This window comes from Bradyrhizobium sp. LA6.8 (genome assembly GCF_040547935.1).
In the GTDB taxonomy this organism is placed as follows: Bacteria; Pseudomonadota; Alphaproteobacteria; order Rhizobiales; family Xanthobacteraceae; genus Bradyrhizobium; species Bradyrhizobium barranii.
Map to the genome: position 1 here is coordinate 472,738 of NZ_JBEPQQ010000005.1, position 25,978 is coordinate 498,715.

Here is a 25,978-nt window from a genome sequence, read left to right on the forward strand (position 1 = left end):
CAGGCTTGGCTCGCGTCACATAGCTCGCGGGCCTCTTTCCGAACCTTGAACGCCGCGTCGCTGTTAGCCGGCTATCCGCTACGGCCGTCTACCCTACTGATCGGTTACGGCAATCACGGCCGCTCCAGGATGCCTCCGGCATCCTCGCAAACGCGCAATTACCGCCCAGGCGGAACGTACACTTCAGCCAAACCGGACGCCTTTTCGGCGATGCCCTTGAACTCGGCAAGCGTCCAGGCACGTACCGTTTCGATTTTGGCCACGGCGCCGCTTGCAGCTGCGGCCATTCCAACGGCGACCGCATCCGATCCATCAGCCTGCTCGGTCACGATCACCACGTCATGCGGGCCCGTCGTCATATAGGCCGCTACAAGCTTGCCGCCCGCCTTCTCGACCAGCGTCCGGATCGGCTCGGTGCGATCGATCGGCTTATCGATAATGCCCTTAATGCCAGTGTTGGAATACGAGGCGTAGGTGATGAATAAAGGCATTTTCTCCTCCGTTCGAAGGTTGTCTGAAGATGCACTTTACATTTCGATGCACCCGGAATCCGGGTCTAGATCGATGCCCGCCGACGGCATGCAGGTTGCCATTGAAATATCAAGAAGGGAACTTCGGCACGTCCAACTGGCAACTCGAAAAATCACTATATCGCTTCTGTACCGCCAGCACATCACCGCAGTGAAGTTTAAGTGCAACTCATGTATGTCGTTTGCATGCGATGCATGAGTCCGCGCTTGGCCAGACGGGCCGCCTTCGCGCGCCACGCTTTGCGCCATCTTCACAAACCGCCTACAGCGTCCCAGCGGCGTCGTTCTCGCGCCGCGGTCGGCTTTCGGATATTGCGCCCAATTTGCCCTTTTTGAATCTCAGAGGAATCTAAGATGACAGGAATGCGATCCGGGCTTATTATATTGACAGCGCTGCTTTGGTCAGGCTCTGCCGCCGTGGCACAGCAAGCGGGCAAGCCCTGCGCCGGCGATACCAAGACACTGTGCGCCGGCATTCAGCCCGGCGAGGGCCGGATCAAGTCCTGCATAAAGTCGCATTTGACCGACCTGTCGCCAGCCTGCGAGGAACGCTTGCTCACGGTTGCAGTGGCCGGAAAGGTCTGCAAGGCCGACGTTACTAAGCTGTGTGCTGGTATTGTGCCGGGCACCGGCGGTATCAGGGCCTGCATAAAATCGCACATGGCGGAGTTGAGTGATCCCTGCAAGGATGCGATGTCCCAGACCGCAGCGGGCAGGAAAATCCTAGGAGGGGATCTCTAGAAATCCTTGCCCGCGAGCGCGCCCCACCAGCGGCGATCAACGGGGCCCTCACTACAATGGGCACAAATTGTGTCAGGCCTGCATCGGCGAACAGAGCTACCCAAGAAACACAGAAGCTAAAGACAAACGCCTGATTGACAAAATGCAGCGGAGTAAAATGGTTTGACGTCTGCAACTAGCCCATCGCTTCCGTTGACACGGCACAGCCACATGTCGGTTCATAGCTGCGAACCGGAAGTTTGCCGCCGAGCGCAAAACCGACGCTATTGACCCGAAGGCGACGTTCGGCCGGCGACCGCAATGATAGCCTTCGTGAGGACCAGGGCCATGACTTCCCACAGCCGGGACAATCGTCAGAGCGCGACTGTTTCCTCGACCACATGTTTCAGCGGTGTCCCCTCAGCGGACAGGGTCATTCGCAGTTTGAGCCTGCCATCCTTCACCTCCCCGCTACGCACTAGGTTCTCAATTTCACGCTGCGATGTAACTCCGACATGCTTCAGAAATTTACGGATAGCCATATTGAAGCGGTCTTCATCGAACTCGGCGGTCATGGCTGTTCTCCCTGATCGGGCAGGTAAAGTCTAACACGAGGCGAGCAATGACGAAACACCGAGGCCCCGCTCGCGTCGCCGCCGACTTCCTCCTCAACCTGATTGCCTGCAACCTCGGCCCGAAGCTGAAGACTACACCTGGAAGCGAAAGTCTCACTCAGTGGAGTGCTTCCGCTCGTGGCCCAAGCGGCCGACCCGGCGTGTCCGCTAGATGTCCGCTCTTTTGGGCCACGCGGACTCGATATGCTCAACCTGAGTTCTTCTGTGCGTGACCCGTCCCCTAAGCTGTGCGGCCTTCGTGTGGCCTTGCGCCTGCCGTCTGCCGCGTCGTGCTGATGCGGAGCGCGATAAAAGAGCCTGTGTCAATCGGTCAGGTTGAGCGTCTTATCGGCGCAGACGTAGATGCCGGAGGCATCCGTCGACTGGCCGTCGTCGAACGTCCCGCGCAGATCGAAGCGGCAATCGCTGGCCTGCGGCAGTTTAGCCGACGCTTGCTTGCCGGATTTCAGCGGGCCCAGTACTTCCTTCCAGTCTGGCGACCCGGACTTGGCCGCCTCCAGCTGGACTAGATCCGCTTTGCGCGAGTTCGTCACGGTGACGGTGACCGCGCCCGCCTGTTTCGCCTTGGGCTTCGGCGCGGCCTGCGCGGCGGTAAGGCCGAACAGAGTTGCTCCCACGAGCGCTGCAGCAAGTGTCCGAGTGTTCATCGGATTGTCTCCGTTTGGCCCCCAGCAGCGACGGTCTCATTCTTCAACGCGAAGCGGTCCCGGTTATGGCCAGTTCGCGTGTTCCATAGATCAAGGTGAAGGAACTCTTTCAGCCCTGTAGCCCCGGTGCGCGCTGCCTGCCGTCCCGCGAGGTCGAACTGTCCGCGTTTTCAACGGCCGTCGCCCGCGCATTGTGAGGGGGCGCAGGATGACTTCTGCCGCACCATCGATGCGGCGCGCACGCCTGATGGCGTCTCGCCGAAGTGTCGGCGGAACGAGCGATTGAAATGAGAGACATCACCAAAGCCGGCTGCAAACGCGATATCGATGATGGCCAAATGCAGATGGTGCGGGTCAGTCAACATCGCGAAGGCACGCTCAAGCCGACACGCTGCAAGGTGCTCGGTGAACGACTTTCCGGTCTCTTCGAGCAACTTTTGTACGTATCGCCGCGATATACCGAGCGCTCCAGCAACATTGTTCAGATCGACATTGGGATCGCCGAAGCGTTGCGCGACCTCCGCCAGGATCGCATGCAGCTTGGCTGCCTTCACACCACGCTCCGTAACGAGGTTTGCAGCTTCGACGGTCGGCCCGAGCGTCGCGGCCACAAGATCGAGGAGATGTGTGCCGACGGTGGAGGCGAGTTTTGATGACGGAGGTTCTTTGAAGGATGCGAGCGATTGCAGGTAGAGGTGGAGCAGGCGAAGCGCCGGTCCAGGACGCACCGGCCGACCTGATAGATCTTCCGGCTGTGCAACCAGCGACCTAAGGGCGGCAGCCGGCACGGTCACGAATTTGACGCTGGCGCCACGCGACCCAAATACTCGCAGCAGCCTTCCCCGGTCAACCAAACAAGCGGCGCCGGCATCATAGACTTGTTCCTGGCCAGCATTTGCAAATTGGACCGGGCCAGCTTCGACGATGTTAAGTCCGAATCGGTCACGGCTATCCTTGAGGTGGCGTTTGTGACGGATAAACTCCACCGGCGTGGTGACAATGCTACAAACGCCAACCGGGCCGAGCGGCAAGTAGGTGACATTGATACGCGGGCGGCCGCCGCTGTGATCTATCACGTCTAAGGCGAGGTTCAGCCGCGTAAACTCTTCACGGAACGTGGAGAATCTTGTTCGCTCCGGCAGCATCTCAGTCGACCATCGCACAAGGGGAGATGACGTTGGCATGCCGGCCTCCCGTTTCGGTGCCCAACCACGCAAGAACGACTGAGCGCCCGAACGAAATCTGTAAATTCCTCGAATGACGCCAAGACTGAGACAATATCGGACCGCAGCTTCGCTGCAGGTGTGAGGTGGATTACAAATGGAGGTAGGGACCTCAAGAAAATGATGAGGAATTTCCCGTCAGGCTTTCGATGCTGACACGGTTCGCATCGAGGTTGCTATGATGCGCGAAATGCCGCAAGGGCACGAAGAATTTGCGTGTGCAACTTTCAGGATGCGCATGTGTGATCCACAGCAGATACGACTGGCGTCACTCCTCAAAAGGTGAAGAAAACGCCGTGCCTAAAGGCCGCCAACCGAGACGGCTTGCTTCTTTAGCAAGCCCACATCATCCGCGAGCTGCGGGCGGCCGGAAAAGCCAGTCTACGTTCCATTGCAGAGGAGCGGAACGAAGCCGGCAGCTCGGTTGCGCGCGCGGAAGGCTCAGTTTGCTCGGTTCAGCGGTTGCGAGTGTCTTGACCATCGCAAGATCGAATGGGGTTGGGATAGAAGCAGCGATGCGGGCCCGAATGGGATCGCCCAAAAATGTCACTGCAATCGTGATCATCACTACAGATACTAGGACTACGAGCACATCAGTCATGATGCGCCTCGAAAAGTGCTTCGTCATGATTTGAACCCCTCACAACCAATGACGCGCGCGTGCGCAGCTAAAATCAATTTCGCATGCAAATGGGTATGTGAATGGGAGTTCGCCGCACGTAGCGGATCGTCCCTTTCATAGCGCAGCAGTCACCAACTATGTAGCAGCGATCCAGACCCAATTTGGCGGATGCGTCAAAACTGATGTCCTCGCAGGACGCTATAGCTTCCACGTCGTGCATCGCACGGACACGACAGGATGGTCGAGGGTCCTATGGATGGCGACGAAAAGCGCGGGGACCGTGCGACCGAACCTATCGAGAATATCTGGCGCGAGAAAATCCGTGGTTGCAGTTGCAGAGGACATGCATCTGTTTCGGACGCGCGCTCATATCATCGCGCTAGGCGGTCTACCTTGAACTGAGACATTGTGCCGCAACCGATTTGTAAACTGTGGTTGAGGTTCGTCTTGCGTGCCAATGTTCTCATCACGCCGGGCTCAAGCGACTGAGCTGATTATTCCATCGAGATCGAGGAGTAAATTTCATGGCGCAAATTCTTGCTCATAACCTCAAACCCGCCGCGACTTGGGGTTCCGGCGGCGCGTCTTACGATACCGTGAGCCAAAGTATAGCAGACGCCATTGATCACGTTGTGAATCGAATCTGGCCGCAACCGGGAGAGCGCATCCTTGACGTTGCGACAGGCACGGGCTGGACTGCGCGGCGTTTATCTAATCGAGGCGCAAAGGTGACTGGTATCGATATTGGTGGCGGCGTTATCGAGGCGGCGAAACTGATTGCACCGGAGATCGACTTCAAGGTCGGCGATGCCGAAGCGCTCGAATTTCCGGATCAAAGCTTTGACTGTGTGACTTCAACGTTCGGTGTCATGTTTGTCTCGCGCCCCGAGGCTGCAGCTGCCGAGTTGGCACGTGTCACGCGCAAGGGCGGGCGACTGGGGTTGGTCACTTGGCTGCCTGGCAGCGCGGTTGAAGAAATATTCCAGACAATGCGGCCATACATGCCGCCACCGCCTGACAATCCTCCTCCTTCGCCATTCGCGTGGGGCCGGGAAGGCCGCGTTCGGGAATTGCTTGGCGATACATTCGATCTGGCCTTTGAACCTGGCACCACGGTACTCCGCATGCCGAGCGGCCAAACGGTATGGGACATATTTGTGACTGGCTATGGTCCGACAAAAACGCTGGCCGCATCGCTCGACCCTGAAAGGCGCACGGCACTTCAACGAGACTTCATCGCGATGCATGAGAAGCACCGCTCGCCGGTCGGGTTAGCCATGCCGCGCGACTATCTCTGTACGATTGGAACTCGAAAATAACGCACCCGGCACTGCGTGCCCATCAGCCATCCTGCGCAACGCATCCGCAGTCGACCAAGCGTCCCATCATCGACCTTGACGCGAGCGCGTCAACGCGGGGGCCTCCGTTGTGTCCGGCACGTTGTCCACCGCAATCGGTAGCGGCGTGCCTCTCCCGCTCGGGGCGGCGCATCTCCGCGTGCAGCCGGAGCTATCACCGAGGAGTAACACCAAACTTGAGGCGCACAACGGGTGGGGTTAGGCTTCCGGCGAAGTGAAGAAGCATTGGCCTGAGAACCCGGCGGTGGTTTACATGCGCCATACGATTAAGGCCGCACCAAACGTCGTCATCCTCGAGGCGTCACACGCGCGGCGGGGATTTGCAATTTCCTGGTTCGCCCGAACCCTCGTCGCGGCGGCACTCATCGGGTTCTGTCTCAACGCCGACGTCGTCGCCTATGTGGCGCGATACGCCACTCAGCAGGAGTTATCTAAGCTCATCACGATCGTCCCGCCGGTCATGGCGCAACAGACGCCATTGTCGAAGGACGACGAGGCGGCGCAGCTCAAGCAGGCGGTCGACAGCGCGACAGCGGAACTGCGGCAGTCTCTGCAGCAAGAGCACGCCAGGGCTGAGGCGCTCGAAAAAGAACTTGTGAAGGCATGGCGGTACGTCGGGAAACTGCTGTCGATGCCCAACGGCGAGGCGCACCAGTTCAGCCAAGCGGTCGACAGCGCGACGGCGGTACTGTGGCAGTCTCTGCAGCAGGAGCACGACAGGGCCGAAGCGCTTGCAACCGAACTGGCGGACGCGCGGCGCTCCATGGAACAGAAACCTGCCGTTGTGGAAGAGACGCCCGGTGTCTCCTTGCCTGCCTGGGCAAACAGCTACGCCGCCTTCGTGAACCCCGCCCAGACCGCAGGTCAACCGGACGTGGCCACGGAGAACAGCAAATCGGCAACTAAACCAGGCGAACCAGCTCGCGTTGAACACAAACCGCGCGGGGGCTACGACTGCCAGCACTTTCAGACCTACGATCCGGCATCCGGAACTTACATCGGCTATGACGGACGGCGGCGTTCCTGCCCATAAGTGCGGGGCGGTGTTTCGGCAACAAGTCTAGCTGACCTGCCGCTATGGCAGCGAGATGCAGCCGCCCTCACTCGGCTGCTGCGGCTTCCTGACGACGTCACCGAACGTGTCGTCTTGTCGATCCATCCGAAGGCCATGCCGGTGATCCTGACCACCGGTGAAGAACGCGATGTCTGGATGCGCGCGTCGCGGCACGAGGCCAAGGCGTTGCAGCGGCCATTGCCGGATGGTGCGCTCAAGATCGTGCTGCGCGGCGCCGATAAGGAAGATCGGGCGGCGGCATAAAGGACCCAGCCGTATGGTTCAGTGTCAGCTTGGCTTAGTGCGAAATCCCGAATGGGAATCCACATTCTTCGGAATGTGCGATTCAGCGAGAATGCACGCGATCGGCGGGACACGCGAACCGTGGGATTGCGTTCTGGATTTGCGTTGCGCACAAGCGAGCCAAGGCGTTCTTTGACCGAGGGGGAGGGGGAGGGAAAAGTTGCGGAAAAGAGTGCTTATGCGAATGAGATGATCGGACCAGTTGGTGATCTCGAAAAACGTTGCCCTTCTGAGCATCCCACTTTCCAAGTCGGCCGCGTGCTCTCTCCAATCACGAGTTTCCTCGGACCCGAAATCGCGGTTTTTACTCGCTGCCTGTCGGCGTCCTCCGAGATCAAAGTACCGCGGACGCTTTCGTACATCGTCGCGAGACCGCCGTTTCAGCCCGATCAAGTTCAGGAAGGTGGCATTAGCTTAACCAGCCGTCGATCGAACCGGCAGCAGCTCAAGGCCGCGCTTCTGTCTGTTCGCTGGGACGTCTCTAGAGATTTGGTGTTGCCCAAGTTGAGGAGCGCGCCCGCGCCAATCACGCTTGCTCCGAAAAAGTCACGTTGTGGTGACGACGGAAGGTGATGCTACCTGAGGTGAGCTGACTATGTTATGCGTTGTAGCACTCCAGGGGGGAAGCCCAACAGGAGCTAACTATGACAAGAAAACTGCTCGTCGCTCTCGCTGTTCTCACTCTCTCCGTCACTGCCGCCTCGGCAACGCACCATCATCGCCACGCGATGAACACTCATGCCGCTGTTCCGGAATCGCCATCGCCCATGGGCTGGGCGGGTGGTATGAACGCAAACGATCACGCCATGTATCTCAAAAATCTTCACGACTCAGGTTACAACCCGAAGAATGATCGCGATGCGACCGGGAACGTGGCCACGCAGTAGAAATCGCAGAGCGGGTTAGCGATTGTCTGCCGAGACTCGAAGACCGAAGGTGGACGCGTAATCCGCCGCTCGGTATCCACCAGGCATGGATCGTGGGTGGGAAGGCGTTAGGCTAACCCACGCGCATCATTGCTGCGCAATCACTTCACCGGCCCCTTCTCGAGCCTTCTGGCCAGAGTGCGCCTGTACACGCCGAACCGGCTAGCGCAAACGGATCGACGTCCGCGCCTAGTTCTGCCACCAGAAATGACACGCGATGCACCATGAGGCCGGATGCTCCATGAGGCCGGCTGATGAGGTGAACGTCGCGGATCAGCCGGTCCAGCTTGGCGATCGGGGCTGCGCTTGTCTTGCCACCTCGACCGACCTTACGAGCATGCTTCATGGCTGCCGCGAGTTCAGGCCGACGCTCCAAAGCATCGGCTCCCTTGCCAGTCTCCACTTCGCGGTACTCCGCCGCGATGCTGTAGCTGTGCTATGCGCAGAACACCTTGATTGCAGATTGTTGCGCTTCCCGGCCGAGACCGCTGCGCTGGGCAACCACTATGTCAGCGTTCGGCATTGAAGCGGCAGTCGACCTCCGTAGTCGTCATCGACGGCTTATGACCCAAGGCGGTCATTGGGCGACCATCACTCGCACTCGCCGAGGGGCACGTGGATCAGCTAGGATCCCTTCGGGCGCAACGAACGCCACGCGGCGAATCGCCGAAGCGAGCTCGGAACAAGCGATTGAAATGCGAAACATCCGAGAAGCCGACCTCTAAGGCGATATCGGAAATTAGCCGCGCGCTGGCGCTGGAATCGGTCAGCAGTTTGAGCGCTCGTTGGAGGCGTAACTCATTCACGTGCCCGGTGAACGATGACCCTGACGATGTCATCAGGCGCTGCAGATAGCGAGGTGAGATGCCTTGGCAACGAGCTACCATCTCGACGCTGAGTCCTGGTTCTTGAAAGTGTGTCTCGATGTAATCAAGGGCGGCGCCGTGGCGCGCAGTCACGACAGCGCTCGCACTGCTCTCGCCCAAGGGAGCGCACTCGACGATTGCGAGCGCTAGGAGATCGTGGATGTGAGTCACGACTGCATCTCGCAGCTTCGGGGTGGCCAGAACACTCTCATTAAATGCCGACTTGAGATAAGCCATGAGAAGTCGGAGCGCTTCATTTCGGTGAGAAATCGGCCGCATGGCGCGGCTTTCGACGTTCGTCACGCGCTGTGCAAGCGCGTCGCGCGGTACGGCAAGACCGAATAGCAATCCGTCGACATAGGTGACGGTGACCGGCTCGGAATGCAGAATTGCGATGGCGTCGCTGGCGTGAAGCTCGATTTCTTGACAGCGCTGCGATAGTTGACTTTTGCCGGGAGAACAGAGGATGACTCCGATTGAGTCATCACCATCAGCGATGCTCGCCTGCAAGCGCTTGAAACGCATAGGGGAGCCTTTCAGCGCGAGCCTGCGCAAACCTCGGATCGCTTGCAGCGTTGCGTAGGCCTGAAACGGTGCGTTCGATAGAGGCTCAATATCAGCGTGGACTATGCCTCGCCCAAAGTCCTCGCGCCATAGCGGGATTCGCATCCGCTCCGGAAACTCCCGCGTCGAGAATCGATGTGATACGAATTCGGCTGCGTCCATAGACATGGGGACCTCCAGCCTTGTTGGACATCGGGATCAAATGCGACAAACTCACCGGTATCTGCATTTTGCAGTTCGCGCACCGAACTTGTTTGATCTGTGCGCAAGAGTCCAAGAAGCTACGCCATTGGCCTGCTAGTCTCGCTCAGCTAAGTTCAATGCTGATGTGAACTCGTTCACTTAGTGGCCAGAAATTAGGTCTATAGTGATTGCGAAGGCCGTGGCGTCAAAAAATCTCCTTCAAGAGGAGGCGGTCGTGATGGCTCTATTTCTGATTGCCGTTATCGGGTCTAGTTTAGATATCCTTGGCGGGGTGAACCCGTAAGCTCCGCTTCTATGACTCTCGCGATTGATCGAACTCAACGATCCGCGGACAGACTGTCCTGCAGCACTAGACGTTCTCTGATACCGATTTCGTGTCGCGCCTCGTCGGCCACATCGTTGTCATCCGAGTTCGTCGGACACAAACTACTCCGGCGCCGTTGATATTTACCGCCGGTTGAAATGGTCGAAATCTATCGTCAATGGTGATGATCAAGCGAGGGTTCGATCATGTCCACCCTAGTCGAGATGTTTTACCGTGAGTATTGTCGTGCCCGCCTCGCCGAAATGCGGAAGCAGCTTCTGATACCGGTTGCCAGCGACGACATATTGCAAACGTTTTGGGAGGACGGCGAACCTTCCGGCCCAGGCAATCAAAGCACCGGCTGGCCAACGAAAGAGCCTCCAACCATCAGGTAGCTCGGGCTCGTAACCGCATCGTTTGGTCGGATACCCCGCTCGGCACCCCAGCCCGGAGCAGCAGAGCCTCTCATCGACCGATGTGCGAGTACGCCGGCAGGTCAAACAGATGCACGATCGAACTCACACCTCGAAGCGATTGATCGGCGAAACTCCGCCGGAGTTCAGGGGGGCTGGCCGCGACCTGCGCATCGATGTCTGTCGCGGGATCGCGCTATGGTGGATCTTTCTTGATCATGTTCCCAACAACATCGGAAGCTGGCTGACACCGCGCAACTACGGCTTCTGCGATGCCGCCGAAATATTCATGTTCATTTCGGGCGTGACCTGCGCGCTGGCCTACGGCAGGGCACGTCAGCGCGAGGGCTGGAGCGGCATGATTGGTCGTTCGCTGCGGCGGGGATGGGACATCTATGCCGCGTTTCTGCTGCTCACGCTCGCTTGCACCGTCCTCGTCTACCTCGCGGGCAGCGATCGGCTTGCTGACGAGAGCAATACGCGGATTCTGCTCGATCATCCGGGCGCGACGCTTGCGCATGCCGCAATCCTGCAATATCGCCCTGTCAACACCGACGTCTTGCCGACTTTCGTCATCTTTCACGTGTTGTTCGCGCCGTTGTTGTGGCTGCTGCTGCGAGCACCAAACGTTACGCTTGGTGTTTCGCTGTTGCTTTATGCGCTCGTGCACATCTTCGGCTGGAGCGTTCCAGCCTGGCCCAACGGCGCCTGGTTCTTCAACCCGTTGGCTTGGCAGCTTTTGATCGTGCTGGGCGCGTGGTGCGTCATCGAAGGGGAGAGGGTCTGGCCCTGGGTGACGTCGCGCACGACGCTTACTCTTGCTGTTGTCTATCTGGTTTTTGGCCTGGTCCTGACGCTGAGTTGCAGCGGCAAACCGCTGGTCCCGCAAGATTTGACGACCCTGCTCTTCCCGCTGGATAAATCGAATCTCAGTCCGTTCCGGCTGCTGCATTTCTTGGCTCTTGCAATTGTGGTGCTACGGTTCGTTCCTCACGATTGGCGCGGGCTATCGACGCCAGTCATGCGCTGCGCGAGGTGCTGCGGCGAGAATTCGCTGCCAATCTACTGTCTCGGCGTCCTCCTGGCGCTGGCCAGCCACCTGACGCTGCTTGACATTTCGGACCGGCCTGCGATGCAGATCGTGCTCAGTCTTGCTGGAATCCTCGCGATGATTGTCGTCGCGATGCTGCTGAACCGGATCAGCGTCAGACGCAGTCATTACCCCGGGTGGACGCAGTCGACCAAGAAGATCGCACCGGTATTTTCTAGCTGGCAGGTTGCGGATGGAGCGCGCAGGGAAGCTCTTGGCCCTTAGCTGACGTATTGGTCACGGTGTCGGCTTTTGACCCGTTTCGGACTTGGACTAAGAGAGCCTGGGTGCGGAGCGCCTTCATAACCGCAATGCACTCATCGATCAGCTGGTCGGACATGGCTACTGTCCTCGGCAGCGCCGACAAGGCGCATTCACTGGCCGAGCGTCTCTCGTCCGAGACCGGCTTGCCGCTCAAGTTGCGTTGGGAGCCTGACTGACGCAGTCCTTCCCCCAGAACGAGTTGGTAGCGCTTATTAACAGGGAAAGGAGAAGTACCTGCCGCAGTTATCAGTACTTCCGCCACGCCCGCGGCAAAATGTTTCACTCTCGAATCGCGGGCGGTGACCCATCTTCTTCGAAGGGGCTGTTGCCGCATGGGGTAGGGCACTCACTATGTCCGCTATCGGGACTAAAGCGGCAGTCGCCCTCCGTAGTCGTCGTCGACGGCTTATGACCCGACTCGGACATTTGCGCGAGACGGGGTGGCGGCGAATAAATGCAACGCGCGTACGTTCGAGTAACCCACCTCAGCGCATGGTCGGAGCATGCTCCCGCTCGGCTAACGCCAGGGCACGGTGAACTAAGATTGGTGCACTGCCAAAGTAGGGCGACAGCGGAATTAAATGTCGGCCCCCTTGCTGGGGTCACCACGCTCTTCTGCGCCCTGTAATTCCTTCTGCGCTTGGTCCCAGAACTCGTCTTCGCGTCCCTCGGGTTTGCCCGCCTGCTCCCACAGCTCAAACGCGCGTTTCCGTATCTGCTCCTCGGTTGGGTGGGCCATCATGAAATCTCCCAGAGCGCAGGTCCTGCCTTGGACAGGAGGCACAAAGGGCAGGACCGCCGGGCCAATTTTATCCCAAAGAGCCAATTCGAGCTTCGGAGAGGCGTTCCTTGTCTTCAGGTATGCCGCCGCCCGATCTTCCTCGTCTCGCCACGTGCCTTGTCCGCCGGATCATCCGCCAAGGCCGATAGCAGCCGTATCCCGGCCGATGGCCCGAAGTCGGCTTCTGACCCCGGCAGACGTTTGCTGGGCTAACTTTTGTTCTGGCGTCGCTCTGGTTCCGGTGGCACACTGGTTCCCTAACCGCTCGGCACCGTGCTTTGATCGGTGATGAGAACGCCGGTTGCGCTCCCGCCCAATTCACGCAGGGAAAGGAGAGTGCCATGGGACGACGCTCACAATCCCACATTGACGACAATCTGAACGTGGAAAGAGCCCGCATCATAGCGGAACTGGAAAGTACGCAGCCAGGACCACAGCGTGATCTCCTAGAACGCAAACTGCGGCAGCTCGAAACCGTTTCTCATATAGACGGGTGGCTAACGTCGCCGGGCCTACAACCCCCGGAGGAATAAGGCCGTCTCAGGCCAACCGAGGAATAGATCTATGAATTCGACTCATCGAACGATTTGCGAACGCGAGTGTATGCATGAACGGAACACGCAGTAACTCAAAATACGGGCTTCAAGCATTGGACGGGCAGCAGAAGCAAGAGTACCGCGCATATATTATGGGCCTCGACGGACATATCAAGCTTCGCATCGATCTAATGTGCGAGGACGAAATCGAAGCCAAGAAGCGCGCCAGATCCCTAGCTGACGGGTGCGACGCAGAACTATGGTGTCAAGATCGAAAGATTGCGGAATTTAAGAGTGAGTAAGGCCGCCTCAGTTGGCGGCCGCTTTCGTGCTCACCATCCTGCAACATCACCTTATGGCCCATCGCTTGCGTGAATGCGGTGCAACTGGCCTGTCCTCACGCCCAGCTCTATTCTTCAGCCGACGATGTCACGGTCGATCGCAAAATCATCAAGTAGGAGTGAAGTGCCTCCCGAAAGCAGGCTGGCGATCAGCTCTGCCGCGAGAAAGCTGAATGTGATGCCATTTCCGCCGTAGCCGAAAGCAGCAAAGACATTTTTGCACTTGGGGACTCTCCCAATCAGGGGCAGCCCGTCGCTGGTGGTATCGAAGGCGCCCGACCAGCTGAAGGCCACATCGCCGGAGGCCTTCGGCCATAGCGCTTTCAGATGGGCCTGAAGCGCCCTCATCTTGTCCGGCGTCGCCGCATCACGGGCGTCTGGCTCGATGAGCGCATCATCATCCTCACCACCAAGAATGATGCGGCCGTCTGCTGTCGTACGCGCATAATGATAATTCTGGGACGCCTCCCAGATCAATGCCTGCTCGGGCCAGAGATTGTGCGGCTGCGGGACCGTCGCGATCGCCCAACTGGACGCTGGTTTTTGGGCTTTGGGTCGCACAATGTCCGGCATCACATAACCGGTCGCAAGCACCACGTCGCGCGCCTCAACCGACAGTCCGCCCTCAAGACCGACAGTTACGCCCGATCCGGCGCAGTCAAACGCAATCGCATCGGCTTTGAGCAGACGAGCGCCGCGCTTGACAGAAATGCCGAGCAGGCCACGCGTCAGTCGCACGGGATCGGCGTCGGCCGCATCGCTTGACAGGATCGCGGCAGCCCGGCCGACCGTGAAACGCTGCAGCAATCCGGCATAGTCGAGCAAATGTGACGGCAAATCGGCGCGGGACCTGACTGCATACTCGTCGTTGATGAGTTTTGGACTATCGCCCACGGCAAGATAAAGCGAAAGACGCGGCCGCATCTCGCAGGGAATTCCATGATGCGCGACGAGCGACATCAATGCCCGCGTTGCACCGTGGCTCGCGCGATAGCAGCGAATTGCCTTTTCAAAACCGTAGAGCTGGGTGAGTTCGAGAAGCGGACGGTCGATTTCCCACAGCAGCATCGCCGTGCTTGCGACCGTGCTACCGAGGCTCGGCAGCTCACGATCGATCACCACCACTTGCCGGCCCTGCCGGGTCAGGCGTTCGGCGACCAGAGCGGCCGTGATGCCGGCGCCAACGATCAGCACATCGCAGCGGAAACTCTCGGTCACAGGCTTGATGTTCGGGGGTGGTAGATTGGCCCACGGCGAATATGGGCTTCGCAGGTCGTCCTGTTCGATGTTGTCATCTCTAAAGATAAGACGCTCCCACAAACGCTCGGGCACCGTAAGGGCAACTCATCAAAGGTTGTGGCGTTCCCTACGTGACGGCGCAGCTGAGGGATTGTGGACCTCAAATGGGATCCGGCGCCCTCGTTTAGCAACGATACTCCGCCCCGCTGGTTGAGACTGCAAAGTTGCGGAGCCCTTCATGGCACATCGAGACAAGACTTCAGTATCCCGCCGGCAAATCGTCCGCGCGGCGAGCGCGACGCTCGCTGCGGCTTCGCTGGCATCTTCAACAGCGAAAGGAAACACTGATATGGCCGAGCAGGACCTGGTCGATCCCGTCACCCGCTATCCGAAGCCACCATTCAAGAAGCAGTCACAGCCCTGGCCCGGCCTCGCCGGCAAGATGGAGCCGCGTCCCGATCACGGTGAGACAAGCTACAAGGGCTCCGGGCGGCTCGCCGGCCGCAAGGCGCTGATCACAGGCGGCGATTCCGGCATGGGCCGCGCGGCCGCGATCGCATATGCACGCGAAGGCGCCGATGTCGCCATCAACTATCTGCCCGCGGAAGAGCCCGACGCACAGGAGGTCATCGCCCTGATCAAGAAGGAAGGCCGTACCGGCCTTGCGCTTCCCGGCGACCTCAAGGAGGAAGCCTTCTGCAAGAAGCTGGTCGAGCAGGCTATGCAGGGCCTCGGCGGTCTCGACATCATCGTCAACAACGCCGCTCGTCAACAGACGCGCACCTCCATCCTCGACGTCTCGTCGGAGGATTTCGACGCGACCATGAAAACCAACATCTACGCACCGTTCTGGATCATCAAGGCAGCACTGCCGCATCTGAAGCCCGGCTCTTGCGTCATCGGCACGACGTCCGAGCAGGCTTACGATCCCTCACCCGATCTCTACGATTACGCTCAGACCAAGGCGGCGACCATGAACTACGTGAAGTCGCTGGCGAAGCAGCTCGCCTCGAAGTGCATTCGGGTCAACGGCGTTGCGCCGGGGCCGATCTGGACGCCGCTCCAGGTTTCGGGCGGCGCTGCGATGGAGAAGCTCGAGAAGTTCGGCGGCATGACGCCGCTCGGGCGCCCGGGCCAGCCCGCTGAGCTCGCCTCGATCTATGTCCAACTCGCCGCAGCGGATGCGAGTTATGCGACCGGGCAGATTTATGGCTCGGCAGGCGGGTCAGGACAGCCGTAATCGCTGAAAGAGAGCTCGGGAACCATCACCGGCTCCTGAGCTTTACAAAACTGTCATGGAGAACATGTCGCCAGCTTTGGACGCCTGCTTGGACCGATGGCGCTCGTAACAGTCAAACCTACACGGATCGATGTCGCGATCGCCGATGAGATCGCGGCTCACACCGACTACGAGGTCGAGGACGCTTCCAAGGCCCTCACTTGGGGCGCGGACGAGCATGTGCTGCTCGCACTGGCGGCGGCAGGCTGGCTTTATGTCCAGCTCCGCAAGCCGCAGCAGGCCCCACTCGCAAATCACATCCTGACGGTCTCACTGGTGACGGCCGTACTACCGCATATCCTCAAATCCGCGTTCGACCAGACCAGACCTGACCGGCTGACAATCGTCGGCCACCGACATGGCGTTCCCGTCTCCGGGCGGGCACGCGATGCCTTTCCATCCGGTCATGCCGTCCACATGGGTGCACTGGCGTCCGCAGCGGGTTTGCTGCCGCCAGCGTGGCGTCGCACCGTGCGTGCTATCGCGGTCGCACTTTCGCTGACGCGGATCGCGCTGCTTGCGCATTGGGCAAGCGACGTCGTTGCCGGCTTTGCGCTTGGCGCCGCGGTCGAGCGACTCTTGCGGCCGCGGACATTGGCGGGACGTCGCCGCGACTCGCGACGCCCTAGAATTGAAAGGGCGTGACCGAAACGGAGAGCTTGCCGTCTGCCGATTTCTGTGCGGAAAACTCGATCTCTTTCGACGCCTTCACATCACCCACCGTGACTGAAATAGCGCCGCTGCATTGCAATGTTCGCTTTTGGTTGCTGGCAGAGGTCGTCACGATCTTCTCGCCGAGAAGATAGAGCGGCTTGTTATTCTCCAGGTTTGCTTTTGCAGTCGAATTCCTGGCGGCGAATTCGACCAGCGGATTGCGATGATCGTCCGAAACGATATCGAGGATGGCCTTTCGCGTTTCAGGGTATCGCATTCGGGCTTTGCGTCGCAGCGGCTAGAAAAAGAAAGATCGGCACAGTACAGAATAAGTGCAGTCGATTTGGAGAGTGCTGCATTCAAATGCTCTAAGGAGAGAAGCCAGTCGCGTAGATCACGGGTAGTCCTGGGTCGTGCTCTCGGCAATGTTCGGCGATCTGCCAGCCGTCGATGCCATCGGGTAGCCTGGTGATGAGCACGTCGGCGACCTTCCGATCGCACCATGCCAATGCCTCTGCACCATTCGCCGCGTGGATGACGTCGTATCCTTCCTCTCGCAAGGCCTCCACGACGAATTCGCGTATGAGGGCGTCGTCCTCGACGAAGAGTATTCGCACTGGCGGCTCCTCCAACTGAGGTGGAGCGCCTCTACCAACGGCAGGCGCGTTAACCGCCGCGGCAAGCCCGCTCTCGCAGGCGGGCTTGCCGGTAACCGTCAGAACCCGGAATAGTAGTCGTTCACTGCTCTGGCACGTCCCGGGTCGTTCCAGTCCCAGGCATTGTCGTTGCCGTACTTCGGCGCACCCTGAAGCCTGTCTGCGGTAAGATTGGTCCGGTAACCGCCGAGACCTGTGTCGTACTTTAGCGATTGCCAAGGCAGCGGATAGTGATCGTCCCCGATGCCGAGGAAGCCGCCGAAGCCCAGAACCGCGTACGACACTTGGCCGCTGACCTTGTCAATCATGACGCGCTCGATCGAACCGATCTTCTGGGCGTCGGACCCATAGACTGCCGTGCCTTCGACCTTGTCGCTACCGATCAGCGTACCTGTTTCACGCCTCTCCGTTTCCATCGTCGTCTCCTCCTAAAAAAACACGACGCACGACAACTGTGATCGAGAGGCGATCGTTCCTACGCTTTAAAGGTTCGGCGGGAGAGCTATGGAAAGGCGAGCGACGCGACAAAAACCGATCTCGTACTTCGCGCGTCGCGATGAATTCACCACCCCGACAACCGGCGCAGCGGAAGGTCACAGGATTCCCAGCCTGTGACCCTGAGCGGCAAATGAGGTTAAGGTCGTGGCCGGGGATCCGCGACGCGGCTTTTGTGCCATCGATTGGAATGAGCCATCCACTCGGAAATCGGCTCGCCATCGCGATGCCGGCCCCCAGCTTCTGCGCCAGCCCAAGCCGCCGCGGCCCCGAACAGCAACGCTGCAGCCGCCGAGAAAGCGATGATGATGCTCGCCGCGCGAGCCCTCGAAATCGCGCTCTTTGCATTGGCCAGCGTCGTATCAACTCGCCTTTCTGCGTCGGTCGCTGCAAGCCCGGTCAGTGCCGTGACCTGCTGAACAAGATAGGTGCGATCCTCGGGGAGGACGCCGCTGTGACTCGAAGCAGTTGCTAGAATTCGCGCGGCTTCAGCACGCTCACCCGTCAGATCAACGTTCGGCGGCCGCCGGGGCGCACGGAAAAGATGATCAAGCTCGTAACTTAGGACCGATGGTTCGGTGGCAGACGGGGGTTGAGTCGTTGCGGACGGGCGGTTTGAAGCTCCCGCTATGAGCGCGGTGAGAACGGCTCCAATTAAGACCGCGAGCGCCCAGGCAGCAACGCCATGCAGTCCGTCACGCGTCTCGATGTCATCGGTGGCGGAAGCGTAAGGCGGCCGCACGCGCCCGGCAAAATAACCGCCGCAGCCAAAACTGATGAGGGACTGAAAGATCAGGTAAACGCCCGACAACAGCCATAGCGCAACAGAAGCATCTCTCCAGGTCGGCGCAGCTGAGGCCATGCTTAGTCCGAGGGCCGTTCCAAAGGAGATTAGTATCAGCGACAACGCCGTAGCGACGAACGCCCCAACAACGATCGGGGTCCACTGCAAACCCCAGGGTCTTGCTGGGCTGGATGCGGCGGTTGTCTCGGTTTCGATCCCGGAGAGCGGTTCAATGGCCATAGCGTCTACCGAAGTCCGAGTAGAGACAAGATGAACATGACGACGACGATCAGGCCAACGAGATAGATGATTCCATTCATGCGAAGTCCTCCTCTTCGCCACTTCAATGCCAGGCGTGCGTAAGGGTTCCTCGATCCAGACGTTTCCCGCCGGGTGGCGCACCCGCGCGACCCCGGTCGTAAAAGAACAGCCGCGTTGCCGGGGCAAGACAACGCGGCTGGGAAGCAAATCCCCGGAGGAGCCAGGCTTACTTCCTGTTGCTTTTGGGGCCGGCCTGATCGCTGCCGGGACCAGAGCCGCCCTAGCCGGACGCGTCAGGCTTCATCATTCCACCCTTGGTCATGCCGTACTTGTAAAATCCTCACATGCCGTTTCTCAAGGTCGGGGAGATGGCCCCGGTTGGGGGGCTTGGGGCAAGTAGACCGGGGTCGCTCCGCCAGCATCGGCGGCGATGCTTGGCAGGTTCTCAATTGGCCTTCGGCGCTAGTTGTTCCGCGCCGTTCGATGCAGACGCAGATTCGGCGTCGGTCGCCGGCAGGAATGCGGAGCTGGCAGCATATTTTCGCGTCTGGGATGCGCCAGGCATTGCCGTATCTCGGAATTGGTCTATGCGCGTCGCTGACTGCTTGGATGTCGGTGATGCTGTTCTATTGAAGTGGTTCTGCCGCAAATTCATCGATGCGGGCGACCCTTACTAGCCAGGAGGGTCGTTTCCTTTCGGCTCTTGTAAGAGTTTCGGCATGTGTCCCCGCGGTTCGCGATCACGTGGGGCAGGGCGCTCGGATGGGACGCGGCCAAGCTTCGGCTGCAGCTCGACGAGATCGGTAAAGACGTCGGCCTGGCGGCGCAGCTCGTCGGCGATCATCGGCGGCTGGCTGGCGATAGTGGAAATCACCGTGACTCGCACGCCGCGGCGCTGCACGGCTTCGACCAGAGAGCGGAAGTCGCCATCGCCCGAGAACAGCACCATCTGGTCGATGTGTTCGGCGAGCTCCATGGCGTCCACCGCGAGCTCGATATCCATGTTGCCCTTGATCTTGCGGCGGCCGGATGCATCGACAAACTCTTTAGTCGCCTTGGTGACGACCGTGAACCCGTTGTAGTCCAACCAATCGAGCAGGGGACGGATCGAGGAAAACTCCTGATCCTCGATGACTGCGGTGTAGTAGAATGCCCGAAACAGTTTCCCGCGGCTCTGAAATTCCTCCAGCAGGCGTTTGTAATCGATGTCGAAGCCCAGAGTTTTCGCCGTCGCGTAGAGATTGGCCCCATCGATGAAAAGCGCAATCTTGTTAGTCGAAGCGGATGACATGACTGCGGGCTTTCCAGAGAGCCGATTTAGGTCTTCGCCGATAGACCAGCAATTGAACGAAGGGCTACGAGACGCACGAAAAATAATTTAAGCTTCAAGCAATCGCATGGCGAGGAGAAACTCCGTTGCCACCAAAGAAGTTAGCCTATTTAAAATTCTTGAGTAATGTGGCTATTTTAGGTGGTCGTTTTTGGAGTATGCGTCTCATGAGCGATGTGGATTTTCCTGTCTTTGATAGTTCGATCACACGGCGCGGTCGCGGCTGGCGTTGGTGTGTTTCTGGCGAAGCGGGTAAAATCGTCCTGCAGGGTACTGAGCGCAGCCGACCAGCGGCACAGTATATGGCCGCACGAGCGACTTTTTTGCTGCTCCTCACCGCGCCGTACTGGAGACCCAGTAATGTGCTGCTTCCGGTTGACGGATACCCGGTTAAGCTAATTCCCACCGTGCGCCCGAACTCAACTGGCCTGAGATAGAAGGTCGAGTGCGCTTGGATGCTCTCGGGCTCTCGACGACGGGAGAAGGCTCTCCATCGCGGTGTTCAGAGAGAGCTCATAATGTGGCGTGGCGCGTACGGATCTACCATTGCAAGGACCAGTTCGTTGATTAGAAAAACGTTTCCGGTGCGTAAGCGCTAGGAGTTTTTGCGTCTGCGAGAACGAATTACGCCGGCAGCCCTTATCACGTCGACTCAAATGCCACCTCCTCGGGGTCATTCTCCTCGAACCATGTTTCTGCGGCATCGACACTGGCGAAGACCTTGATGTGGTCGACGTCGCCGACCTGTTTGGCGGTGTTCACGTAGACGAAGACGGTCATTGGTCCCTCTTCAGCTTGCGCCGGCTTGGGTCTTTGGAACGGATCGGACTTCCTGCGGGTTAAGCGCGACAACCCTGGGAGTTTGCCGTGAAACTAATCCTACTATTAGCAACTGGTTTGGCTGTCTCGATTGCTGCTGCGTCGGCGCAGCCCGCCGGCTCACCAAGCGGACGTGGTGCGGTCAATGGTGATCCCGCAGCCAGCTCGACGGCGCCGAGTAGAGACCCGCGTGGCACCACCGGCATGTCACCTGGTTCGAATAGTGGAAGTGGTACGTCGACTTCTGGTGGCAAAGACGACAATGGAGATCAGGGTCGAGACAAAATGCCGGACAGCAACAGGACTGTCCGGCCCGAGAACCAGCAGCCGGCAAAGCCGCACTAACGCTTAAAGTCCCGCGTGGATCGACTTTCGTCGAAGTTCTGGCGTCGCAATTCGGACGGAGCAAGCGACCTCAGCTTCGCAAGCGACCTCAGCTTCGGAAGGGTGATGAGCTGAGGCCGCTTGAGCTTCGGATCCCTGATCGCCGGCATCACCCGCCAGATCATGCGCGACTATGGAATCGATCCGAAGCGCGTCTACGTCGCCGGACTATCGGCGGGCGGGGCCGCGGCCGCCATCATGGGGGCAACGTATCCAGACCTGTACGCGGCGGTTGGCATTCATTCCGGTCTCGCCTGTGGGGCCGCCAGTGATCTTCCGTCCGCGTTCGCCGCCATGCGGCAGGGAGGCGAATCCAAGCCGATATCGGCTGGCAAGCCTCCTGTGCCTACCATCGTTTTTCATGGCGATGGCGACACCACGGTACATCCGAGGAACGGCACCCAGATCGTCGAGCATTGCGCCAACGCAGCAGGCCTGAAAGCGAAGGTGCTTCGCGGACAAGTTCCGGACGGCCATGCTTATACCCGCACGATCCTGAATGACGCGGGAGGGCGTGCGATCTCCGAGCATTGGAATATCCACAGTGCCGGCCACGCCTGGTCCGGAGGCAGTCCGGCCGGATCCTACGCCGATCCGCGCGGGCCCGACGCGACGAGGGAGATGCTGCGTTTCTTGCTCGCTCATTCGCTCAGTGGGTAGTCGAGCTTCACAGGGCGAACGGCCTCCGCCTTGCGGCGCTCGCTTTGACAAGCAAAACCCGAACAACTCGAATGCCCAGGCTCCGGCCGGACAGGAGTAGCGCGTGGGCAACGCGGCCGCCCCATGAAGATCGGATCGCATTCCGAAAGCCACATCGTCGAGCTCGACGACGGCTCGCGCTGGCGGAGCTTCCCGGGCGATCTCGATCTGACGCCGAACTGGAAGCCTGAGACGGAGATCTCTGTCGCGTCGGCCGAGGACGATCTCTGTTCACACGTGCTGGTCGGCGGCGGCGCCAAGGTGCGCGTTATCGCCGAGCGTGAAAGCTGGCCGGCTGGTCGGGTCAAGTCGGCGCTTACGGAAGGATAGGGCCGTCGCTCAGCCGAGCGCCGCCCGCCCGGCATCGGTGATCCGATATTCGATCTCTTCCGACTGCAACGGGTCGCTCTCCACCAGGCCGAGCTCGACGATCCGCGCGACAAGCTCGTGGTCGAACGTCGGCGGACTGATCCATGGCCCGTCCTGGAGACTCCGCAGAAAATCCCCCTCTAGGTCCGTGAGCTCCATCCCCCGAACTCCGTTTGCAGCTCCGAAGGCCGACCGGCTCAACGGGAAATGGGCCCCGACCTCCATAGTGGAGAGCCGAGGCTGAATTTCAAACGTCAATTTCCCTGAGCTTTGAGATCTAACCGGCAGCGCCGGCTGTCGTTCCGGCGAAATCGCTCTCCGAAGCCAGATTCATCTTCGCGGTCATTCGTCGACGCTCAGCAGTCCGACGAGCGGGGGCCCGGAGTGCCTAGGAGTCCGGGCCCTCGCAACCGTAACGGCACCTGAGCAAACTCGGGCCGCTCGGTTCAGAACCCAGAATAGTAATCGTTAACGACCTTTGCCCGTCCCGGGTCTTCCCAATTCCATTCGTTGTCATTGCCGTATTTCGGGGCTCCCTGCAGCCTTTCTGCGGTGAGATTGGTCCGATAGCCGCCGAGGCCCGTATCGTATTTTAGTGATTGCCACGGCAGCGGATAGTGATCGTCTCCGATCCCTAGGAAGCCACCGAAGCCGAGAACCGCATACGAGACGCGGCCGCTGACCTTGTCGATCATGACGCGCTCGATCGAGCCGATCTTTTGGCTATCGGTACCGTAGACCGCCGTGCCTTCGACCTTATCGCTACCGATCAGCGTTCCTGTTTCACGCCTTTCCGTTTCCATCGTTTCCTCCTATTGGCAACATCAATGCGAGACAACGTAGGACTCCGGATGCTCGTTCCTCCTCGATCCCCAGCTCCATGTGTCATGAAATCCGCACGCGTCGTTCCGTCGCCGCTCTCGACAGTTTCAGGTTCGTGGCAGTTGCAGAGCGTGTTCCCGTTCGGCGCCCTCTGCAGGAGCGATCAGCTTCCGATATTGGCTTTCGTACTCTTTTGCCATTCGCTTCGCGGAAAAGCGCTCTTCAAAGCGGGCGCGCACTTTCCGTCTGTCCAGCCGGTCCAATTCGTTCACCGCCTTGATGGCTTGCGCCTGGTCCTCGACGATAAAGCCCGTGACGCCGTGCTCGACGATCTCCGGCACCGAGCCCGAGCGATAGGCGATCACCGGCGTCCCGCACGCCATCGCCTCTATCATGACGAGACCGAACGGCTCCGGCCAATTAATGGGGAACAACAAGGCGGCAGCGCCGGCGAGGAACGGTTGCTTCCTGGAGTCGTCAACCTCGCCGACAAGCTGGACGCTCTTGCCATCGATGTGAGGTTCAAGCCGTTTCTTGAAGTAGGCAGTTTCGGCACGGGGTATCTTGGCGGCGATGCGCAGCGGCTTCCCAGCAGCACGCGCGATGCGGATAGCGTCCTCAGGACCTTTCTCCGCCGTCAGGCGGCCAAGAAACGCCAGATATGATCCCGGTTCGTAAGACGCCTGAAACGAGCGCGTCGGCAGCCCGTGGAGGATCGTGCCGATCCAGTTCGCATCCGGTAGCGGTTGGCGCTGATGGTTGGAAATCGAAACGAAGCCGGCTTCGGCATACTCCCGGACGACATCGGATAGTCCTGGCAGGTCTAACCGGCCGTGCATGGTCGTGAGAAACGGCACGCCGGTCCGGCGCAGCACCGGAAGCGGCAGCCAGTCGATGTGTGAGTGGATCACGTCGAAGTCGCCCCCGCGCTTCGCGATTGCTTCGATGAGTAGAGCGCTGGCGGCGCTCGGATCCGCGCCCCTTCGCCCCAAGCGCAGCGCGCGCGGCCAGACGGGATGAAGCTTGCCGTTTGTGCGGGAGTCACCGCTTGCAAAGAGGGTGACGTCGTGTCCGAGCTCTACCAGTTCGTCCACCAGCCAGGCGATCACCCGCTCTGTGCCGCCATAAAGCTTTGGAGGGACGCTTTCGGCCAAGGGGGCGAGCTGGGCGATGCGCATCTGCGCCTAATCCCCCAACGCGCATCGCAGCGCCAGTACGACGGTCGCCGAAATGAGAGACGAGATGGCCAGCAAGGTCCAACTGGGTCTTGTGCTTCCGCGAGCCATCCGCGCGACGAACATCTGCATGCGCGTCAGCATTCTTCCGCGGGAAGCCCGTGCAGATAGGCAAGTCCGAAGCCTGCCAGTTCTTCGGAATCGCCTTCTCGCTCTTCTCCTCTTCGTTGTAGGTGACGCTCGAGAAGGCAGCGGCGGCTGTCTGATGCATCAATGCCGGGACGCGTCGCTCTGAAGATCGACCACGCCGTGTCTGCGGCCCTGCTGACCGTAACCTCGTACACCATTCTCACGCTCCGGCGACTCGGATCCAATCACTGGCAACTCAACTTGCTCCGTAAAGTTTCTAGTTTTTCCCGAACCTTTAGGCTCCCTTCGGGCGGGGCATCCGCGCGCTGGTGCGCGCAAGTTGCTGCCAAATTTTAGGATTTCATTTCTAGGAACCATGACGATCATTGTCACGTTAGCGTTGTTTCGGAGCGTTAGCCTTGTGAGCCCATCGCACGCTCATGGAGCTCAACAATGATTGCGACGGCTGCAAGCTGCCATGAACTAGCAAAACACTACAAGGCACTTTCTGAAGCATCAGGAATTTCCGCCGCTCGGGCGTCAGTTTTGAAGAACATATCGAGGAGCTTCACTGGTTTGTCGACCCAGTTGGATAGACTCGCTGCGCTCGCCAGAGACGAAGTCAAGACACAGTAAGCAGCTACGCCTTGCGCAGGAAATGGCGGATTGCGCAGTAGTCACGATCCGAAGCCCACGCGCCGCTTACCGGAGGTGGCATGACTCCCCCTTGGGCGCGGAGGGGCCGACCTAACCAGCGTGGTTACCCGGGGCACTTGATTGATCGCAATGCGATTCGCTCGAGCACGAGCTGACCAGCATCTCCAGCTTGGATTGCTCCTCGCTTAGGCGTCGCTCGACAAACTGGCGCTCGGACTCCGTCAGATTGGTTTGCAATAAAAGGCGATAGCGTTGAATATTTTTGCGATGTGCACGCGCCAAATGGTCGTCGATCATCGTGTCTTCCTGTGACGGATACACTAACCCATTCCATCGCTTGCTCGACGGGACACGCGACCCCGCGCAGCACTGCAAGACATCGCGAAGTATCTTCGCCCGCTCTCGTCCATGTTAGTGAGCTTTTCTTTCCCGATCTGTGAACTAGTTCACATTCCCAGCGCCGGGTCGTCGGCTTCAGATCGCTTGCCCGTTATCAGGCCACTGATTGCAGCGAATACCGTCGCCGATGCCGATAGAAGGAGCCCCAATGACTGATCGAGACAAGATTCTGATTGCCCTTAGCGAAAAGCCTCTGAAGGTTTTCGAAATCATGAAGCGCGTGAACATAAAGCATCAGGACGACTGCCGATCGCTCCTGTTGAAGATGCGTGACGACGGCGCCGTGAAGTTCGATATTCACAGGGGACATTGGCTCGCTGCGTGACAACGTTCGCTTGGTCACCAGCGGCTGCTAGAGTTGCCTCCAAGTTCCTTTCAGCGGAGAGAACGACTAGCCGCCTTCGGGCGGTTCGTTCTTTTGGCGGCACATCAGTTGGGTAACTTCC

General features: G+C 59.4%; 27 protein-coding genes and 2 pseudogenes. 12 read left to right on the plus strand and 17 right to left on the minus strand.

The annotated features are described in order from the left end of the window. Positions 1–158: 158 nt before the first annotated feature. Positions 159–491: a GYD domain-containing protein gene (locus ABIA90_RS25925; RefSeq protein WP_354119658.1), complete on the minus strand. Its 333-nt coding sequence runs from the start codon at positions 489–491 to the stop codon at positions 159–161. Positions 492–884: 393 nt separating this feature from the next. Between ABIA90_RS25925 and ABIA90_RS25930 the strand changes: the two genes are divergently transcribed. Further along, positions 885–1,271, plus strand: a complete 387-nt coding sequence (locus ABIA90_RS25930; RefSeq protein WP_354119657.1) for a hypothetical protein — start codon at positions 885–887, stop codon at positions 1,269–1,271. A gap of 353 nt (positions 1,272–1,624) precedes the next feature. On the opposite strand, the gene ABIA90_RS25935 is transcribed toward ABIA90_RS25930, so the two are convergent. The 3 genes from ABIA90_RS25935 to ABIA90_RS25945 form a co-directional block, all read right to left on the minus strand. Next, positions 1,625–1,825: a DUF6494 family protein gene (locus tag ABIA90_RS25935; RefSeq protein WP_354119656.1), complete on the minus strand. Its 201-nt coding sequence runs from the start codon at positions 1,823–1,825 to the stop codon at positions 1,625–1,627. Between the two features lie 362 nt (positions 1,826–2,187). Then, a complete protein-coding gene (locus tag ABIA90_RS25940; protein WP_354119655.1) occupies positions 2,188–2,532 on the minus strand; it encodes a hypothetical protein in 345 nt (114 codons plus the stop codon). A gap of 170 nt (positions 2,533–2,702) precedes the next feature. After that, the gene (locus ABIA90_RS25945; RefSeq protein ID WP_354119654.1) at positions 2,703–3,716 is read right to left on the minus strand and encodes a helix-turn-helix transcriptional regulator; all 1,014 of its coding nucleotides are present in this window, start codon (positions 3,714–3,716) and stop codon (positions 2,703–2,705) included. Positions 3,717–4,901: 1,185 nt separating this feature from the next. Here ABIA90_RS25945 and ABIA90_RS25950 point away from each other — a divergent pair. The 4 genes and pseudogenes from ABIA90_RS25950 to ABIA90_RS25965 all read left to right on the plus strand — a co-directional run bounded on the left by ABIA90_RS25950 (position 4,902) and on the right by ABIA90_RS25965 (position 7,979). Continuing rightward, entirely contained in the window at positions 4,902–5,696 is a 795-nt protein-coding gene (locus ABIA90_RS25950; RefSeq protein WP_354119653.1) for a class I SAM-dependent methyltransferase, read from the plus strand. A gap of 253 nt (positions 5,697–5,949) precedes the next feature. Next, on the plus strand, positions 5,950–6,768 hold the full coding sequence (locus ABIA90_RS25955; RefSeq protein WP_354119652.1) for a BA14K family protein: 819 nt from the start codon (positions 5,950–5,952) through the stop codon (positions 6,766–6,768). Between the two features lie 82 nt (positions 6,769–6,850). Next, positions 6,851–7,053 (plus strand): annotated as a pseudogene (locus ABIA90_RS25960) (SOS response-associated peptidase); the annotation flags it as partial. A gap of 683 nt (positions 7,054–7,736) precedes the next feature. Next, positions 7,737–7,979 carry a hypothetical protein gene (locus ABIA90_RS25965; protein ID WP_187387749.1) on the plus strand — a complete coding sequence of 81 codons (243 nt, stop codon included), beginning with the start codon at positions 7,737–7,739 and terminating at the stop codon, positions 7,977–7,979. A gap of 659 nt (positions 7,980–8,638) precedes the next feature. Here the strand turns inward: ABIA90_RS25965 and ABIA90_RS25970 are convergent. After that, positions 8,639–9,616 carry an AraC family transcriptional regulator gene (locus ABIA90_RS25970; protein ID WP_354119651.1) on the minus strand — a complete coding sequence of 326 codons (978 nt, stop codon included), beginning with the start codon at positions 9,614–9,616 and terminating at the stop codon, positions 8,639–8,641. Positions 9,617–10,460: 844 nt separating this feature from the next. Here ABIA90_RS25970 and ABIA90_RS25975 point away from each other — a divergent pair. Continuing rightward, positions 10,461–11,684, plus strand: coding sequence for an OpgC family protein (locus ABIA90_RS25975; RefSeq protein WP_354119650.1), 1,224 nt, complete (start codon positions 10,461–10,463; stop codon positions 11,682–11,684). A 616-nt stretch (positions 11,685–12,300) separates the two neighbouring features. On the opposite strand, the gene ABIA90_RS25980 is transcribed toward ABIA90_RS25975, so the two are convergent. Together ABIA90_RS25980 and ABIA90_RS25985 are read right to left on the minus strand one after the other, a co-directional pair. Continuing rightward, positions 12,301–12,465, minus strand: coding sequence for a DUF2934 domain-containing protein (locus ABIA90_RS25980; RefSeq protein WP_502916647.1), 165 nt, complete (start codon positions 12,463–12,465; stop codon positions 12,301–12,303). A 991-nt stretch (positions 12,466–13,456) separates the two neighbouring features. Beyond that, positions 13,457–14,575, minus strand: a complete 1,119-nt coding sequence (locus ABIA90_RS25985; protein ID WP_354119939.1) for an NAD(P)/FAD-dependent oxidoreductase — start codon at positions 14,573–14,575, stop codon at positions 13,457–13,459. A 394-nt stretch (positions 14,576–14,969) separates the two neighbouring features. On the opposite strand from ABIA90_RS25985, the gene ABIA90_RS25990 reads away from it, so the two are divergent. Beyond that, a complete protein-coding gene (locus ABIA90_RS25990) occupies positions 14,970–15,860 on the plus strand; it encodes an SDR family oxidoreductase (RefSeq protein WP_354119649.1) in 891 nt (296 codons plus the stop codon). Positions 15,861–15,956: 96 nt separating this feature from the next. Beyond that, entirely contained in the window at positions 15,957–16,544 is a 588-nt protein-coding gene (locus ABIA90_RS25995) for a phosphatase PAP2 family protein (protein WP_247306958.1), read from the plus strand. Here the strand turns inward: ABIA90_RS25995 and ABIA90_RS26000 are convergent. From ABIA90_RS26000 to ABIA90_RS26020, 5 genes are all read right to left on the minus strand, one after another. Beyond that, complete coding sequence (locus ABIA90_RS26000; RefSeq protein ID WP_354119648.1) at positions 16,525–16,830, minus strand: hypothetical protein; 306 nt, start codon at positions 16,828–16,830, stop codon at positions 16,525–16,527. The two genes, ABIA90_RS25995 and ABIA90_RS26000, sit on opposite strands and share 20 nt — an antisense overlap. A gap of 91 nt (positions 16,831–16,921) precedes the next feature. Continuing rightward, positions 16,922–17,170: a response regulator gene (locus tag ABIA90_RS26005; protein ID WP_247306962.1), complete on the minus strand. Its 249-nt coding sequence runs from the start codon at positions 17,168–17,170 to the stop codon at positions 16,922–16,924. Between the two features lie 98 nt (positions 17,171–17,268). Next, complete coding sequence (locus tag ABIA90_RS26010) at positions 17,269–17,625, minus strand: PRC-barrel domain-containing protein (RefSeq protein ID WP_028160059.1); 357 nt, start codon at positions 17,623–17,625, stop codon at positions 17,269–17,271. Positions 17,626–17,843: 218 nt separating this feature from the next. Beyond that, positions 17,844–18,728 carry a hypothetical protein gene (locus ABIA90_RS26015; RefSeq protein ID WP_354119647.1) on the minus strand — a complete coding sequence of 295 codons (885 nt, stop codon included), beginning with the start codon at positions 18,726–18,728 and terminating at the stop codon, positions 17,844–17,846. 694 nt (positions 18,729–19,422) lie between these two features. Then, positions 19,423–20,040 carry a LabA-like NYN domain-containing protein gene (locus tag ABIA90_RS26020; RefSeq protein ID WP_354119646.1) on the minus strand — a complete coding sequence of 206 codons (618 nt, stop codon included), beginning with the start codon at positions 20,038–20,040 and terminating at the stop codon, positions 19,423–19,425. Positions 20,041–20,165: 125 nt separating this feature from the next. Between ABIA90_RS26020 and ABIA90_RS26025 the strand changes: the two genes are divergently transcribed. After that, positions 20,166–20,516, plus strand: a complete 351-nt coding sequence (locus ABIA90_RS26025) for a hypothetical protein (RefSeq protein ID WP_247306969.1) — start codon at positions 20,166–20,168, stop codon at positions 20,514–20,516. A gap of 205 nt (positions 20,517–20,721) precedes the next feature. On the opposite strand, the gene ABIA90_RS26030 is transcribed toward ABIA90_RS26025, so the two are convergent. Continuing rightward, on the minus strand, positions 20,722–20,859 hold the full coding sequence (locus ABIA90_RS26030) for a hypothetical protein (protein ID WP_354119645.1): 138 nt from the start codon (positions 20,857–20,859) through the stop codon (positions 20,722–20,724). 516 nt (positions 20,860–21,375) lie between these two features. On the opposite strand from ABIA90_RS26030, the pseudogene ABIA90_RS26035 reads away from it, so the two are divergent. Together ABIA90_RS26035 and ABIA90_RS26040 are read left to right on the plus strand one after the other, a co-directional pair. Next, a pseudogene (locus ABIA90_RS26035) lies at positions 21,376–21,942 on the plus strand (extracellular catalytic domain type 1 short-chain-length polyhydroxyalkanoate depolymerase); the annotation flags it as partial. A gap of 123 nt (positions 21,943–22,065) precedes the next feature. Next, entirely contained in the window at positions 22,066–22,311 is a 246-nt protein-coding gene (locus ABIA90_RS26040; RefSeq protein WP_354119644.1) for a hypothetical protein, read from the plus strand. A gap of 9 nt (positions 22,312–22,320) precedes the next feature. Here ABIA90_RS26040 and ABIA90_RS26045 read toward each other — a convergent pair whose 3' ends face one another. The 4 genes from ABIA90_RS26045 to ABIA90_RS26060 form a co-directional block, all read right to left on the minus strand. Next, positions 22,321–22,509 carry a hypothetical protein gene (locus tag ABIA90_RS26045; protein ID WP_354119643.1) on the minus strand — a complete coding sequence of 63 codons (189 nt, stop codon included), beginning with the start codon at positions 22,507–22,509 and terminating at the stop codon, positions 22,321–22,323. A 287-nt stretch (positions 22,510–22,796) separates the two neighbouring features. Then, a complete protein-coding gene (locus tag ABIA90_RS26050; RefSeq protein ID WP_354119642.1) occupies positions 22,797–23,153 on the minus strand; it encodes a PRC-barrel domain-containing protein in 357 nt (118 codons plus the stop codon). A 126-nt stretch (positions 23,154–23,279) separates the two neighbouring features. Then, complete coding sequence (locus ABIA90_RS26055) at positions 23,280–24,350, minus strand: glycosyltransferase family 4 protein (RefSeq protein WP_354119641.1); 1,071 nt, start codon at positions 24,348–24,350, stop codon at positions 23,280–23,282. 873 nt (positions 24,351–25,223) lie between these two features. Next, positions 25,224–25,430, minus strand: coding sequence for a hypothetical protein (locus tag ABIA90_RS26060; RefSeq protein ID WP_354119640.1), 207 nt, complete (start codon positions 25,428–25,430; stop codon positions 25,224–25,226). A gap of 250 nt (positions 25,431–25,680) precedes the next feature. Here ABIA90_RS26060 and ABIA90_RS26065 point away from each other — a divergent pair, with 250 nt between their 5' ends. After that, positions 25,681–25,857, plus strand: coding sequence for a hypothetical protein (locus tag ABIA90_RS26065; RefSeq protein ID WP_354119639.1), 177 nt, complete (start codon positions 25,681–25,683; stop codon positions 25,855–25,857). Positions 25,858–25,978: the final 121 nt, after the last annotated feature.

What these genes read in the sequence shown, in the direction of transcription:
- ABIA90_RS25925 (WP_354119658.1), bottom strand. Translation starts at nt 491, where the DNA reads ATGCCTTTATTCATCACCTACGCCTCGTATTCCAACACTGGCATTAAG.
- ABIA90_RS25930 (WP_354119657.1), top strand. Translation starts at nt 885, where the DNA reads ATGACAGGAATGCGATCCGGGCTTATTATATTGACAGCGCTGCTTTGG.
- ABIA90_RS25935 (WP_354119656.1), bottom strand. Translation starts at nt 1,825, where the DNA reads ATGACCGCCGAGTTCGATGAAGACCGCTTCAATATGGCTATCCGTAAA.
- ABIA90_RS25940 (WP_354119655.1), bottom strand. Translation starts at nt 2,532, where the DNA reads ATGAACACTCGGACACTTGCTGCAGCGCTCGTGGGAGCAACTCTGTTC.
- ABIA90_RS25945 (WP_354119654.1), bottom strand. Translation starts at nt 3,716, where the DNA reads ATGCCAACGTCATCTCCCCTTGTGCGATGGTCGACTGAGATGCTGCCG.
- ABIA90_RS25950 (WP_354119653.1), top strand. Translation starts at nt 4,902, where the DNA reads ATGGCGCAAATTCTTGCTCATAACCTCAAACCCGCCGCGACTTGGGGT.
- ABIA90_RS25965 (WP_187387749.1), top strand. Translation starts at nt 7,737, where the DNA reads ATGACAAGAAAACTGCTCGTCGCTCTCGCTGTTCTCACTCTCTCCGTC.
- ABIA90_RS25970 (WP_354119651.1), bottom strand. Translation starts at nt 9,616, where the DNA reads ATGTCTATGGACGCAGCCGAATTCGTATCACATCGATTCTCGACGCGG.
- ABIA90_RS25975 (WP_354119650.1), top strand. Translation starts at nt 10,461, where the DNA reads ATGCACGATCGAACTCACACCTCGAAGCGATTGATCGGCGAAACTCCG.
- ABIA90_RS25980 (WP_502916647.1), bottom strand. Translation starts at nt 12,465, where the DNA reads ATGATGGCCCACCCAACCGAGGAGCAGATACGGAAACGCGCGTTTGAG.
- ABIA90_RS25990 (WP_354119649.1), top strand. Translation starts at nt 14,970, where the DNA reads ATGGCCGAGCAGGACCTGGTCGATCCCGTCACCCGCTATCCGAAGCCA.
- ABIA90_RS25995 (WP_247306958.1), top strand. Translation starts at nt 15,957, where the DNA reads ATGGCGCTCGTAACAGTCAAACCTACACGGATCGATGTCGCGATCGCC.
- ABIA90_RS26000 (WP_354119648.1), bottom strand. Translation starts at nt 16,830, where the DNA reads ATGCGATACCCTGAAACGCGAAAGGCCATCCTCGATATCGTTTCGGAC.
- ABIA90_RS26010 (WP_028160059.1), bottom strand. Translation starts at nt 17,625, where the DNA reads ATGGAAACGGAGAGGCGTGAAACAGGTACGCTGATCGGTAGCGACAAG.
- ABIA90_RS26015 (WP_354119647.1), bottom strand. Translation starts at nt 18,728, where the DNA reads ATGGCCATTGAACCGCTCTCCGGGATCGAAACCGAGACAACCGCCGCA.
- ABIA90_RS26020 (WP_354119646.1), bottom strand. Translation starts at nt 20,040, where the DNA reads ATGTCATCCGCTTCGACTAACAAGATTGCGCTTTTCATCGATGGGGCC.
- ABIA90_RS26030 (WP_354119645.1), bottom strand. Translation starts at nt 20,859, where the DNA reads ATGACCGTCTTCGTCTACGTGAACACCGCCAAACAGGTCGGCGACGTC.
- ABIA90_RS26040 (WP_354119644.1), top strand. Translation starts at nt 22,066, where the DNA reads ATGAAGATCGGATCGCATTCCGAAAGCCACATCGTCGAGCTCGACGAC.
- ABIA90_RS26045 (WP_354119643.1), bottom strand. Translation starts at nt 22,509, where the DNA reads ATGGAGCTCACGGACCTAGAGGGGGATTTTCTGCGGAGTCTCCAGGAC.
- ABIA90_RS26050 (WP_354119642.1), bottom strand. Translation starts at nt 23,153, where the DNA reads ATGGAAACGGAAAGGCGTGAAACAGGAACGCTGATCGGTAGCGATAAG.
- ABIA90_RS26055 (WP_354119641.1), bottom strand. Translation starts at nt 24,350, where the DNA reads ATGCGCATCGCCCAGCTCGCCCCCTTGGCCGAAAGCGTCCCTCCAAAG.
- ABIA90_RS26060 (WP_354119640.1), bottom strand. Translation starts at nt 25,430, where the DNA reads ATGATCGACGACCATTTGGCGCGTGCACATCGCAAAAATATTCAACGC.
- ABIA90_RS26065 (WP_354119639.1), top strand. Translation starts at nt 25,681, where the DNA reads ATGACTGATCGAGACAAGATTCTGATTGCCCTTAGCGAAAAGCCTCTG.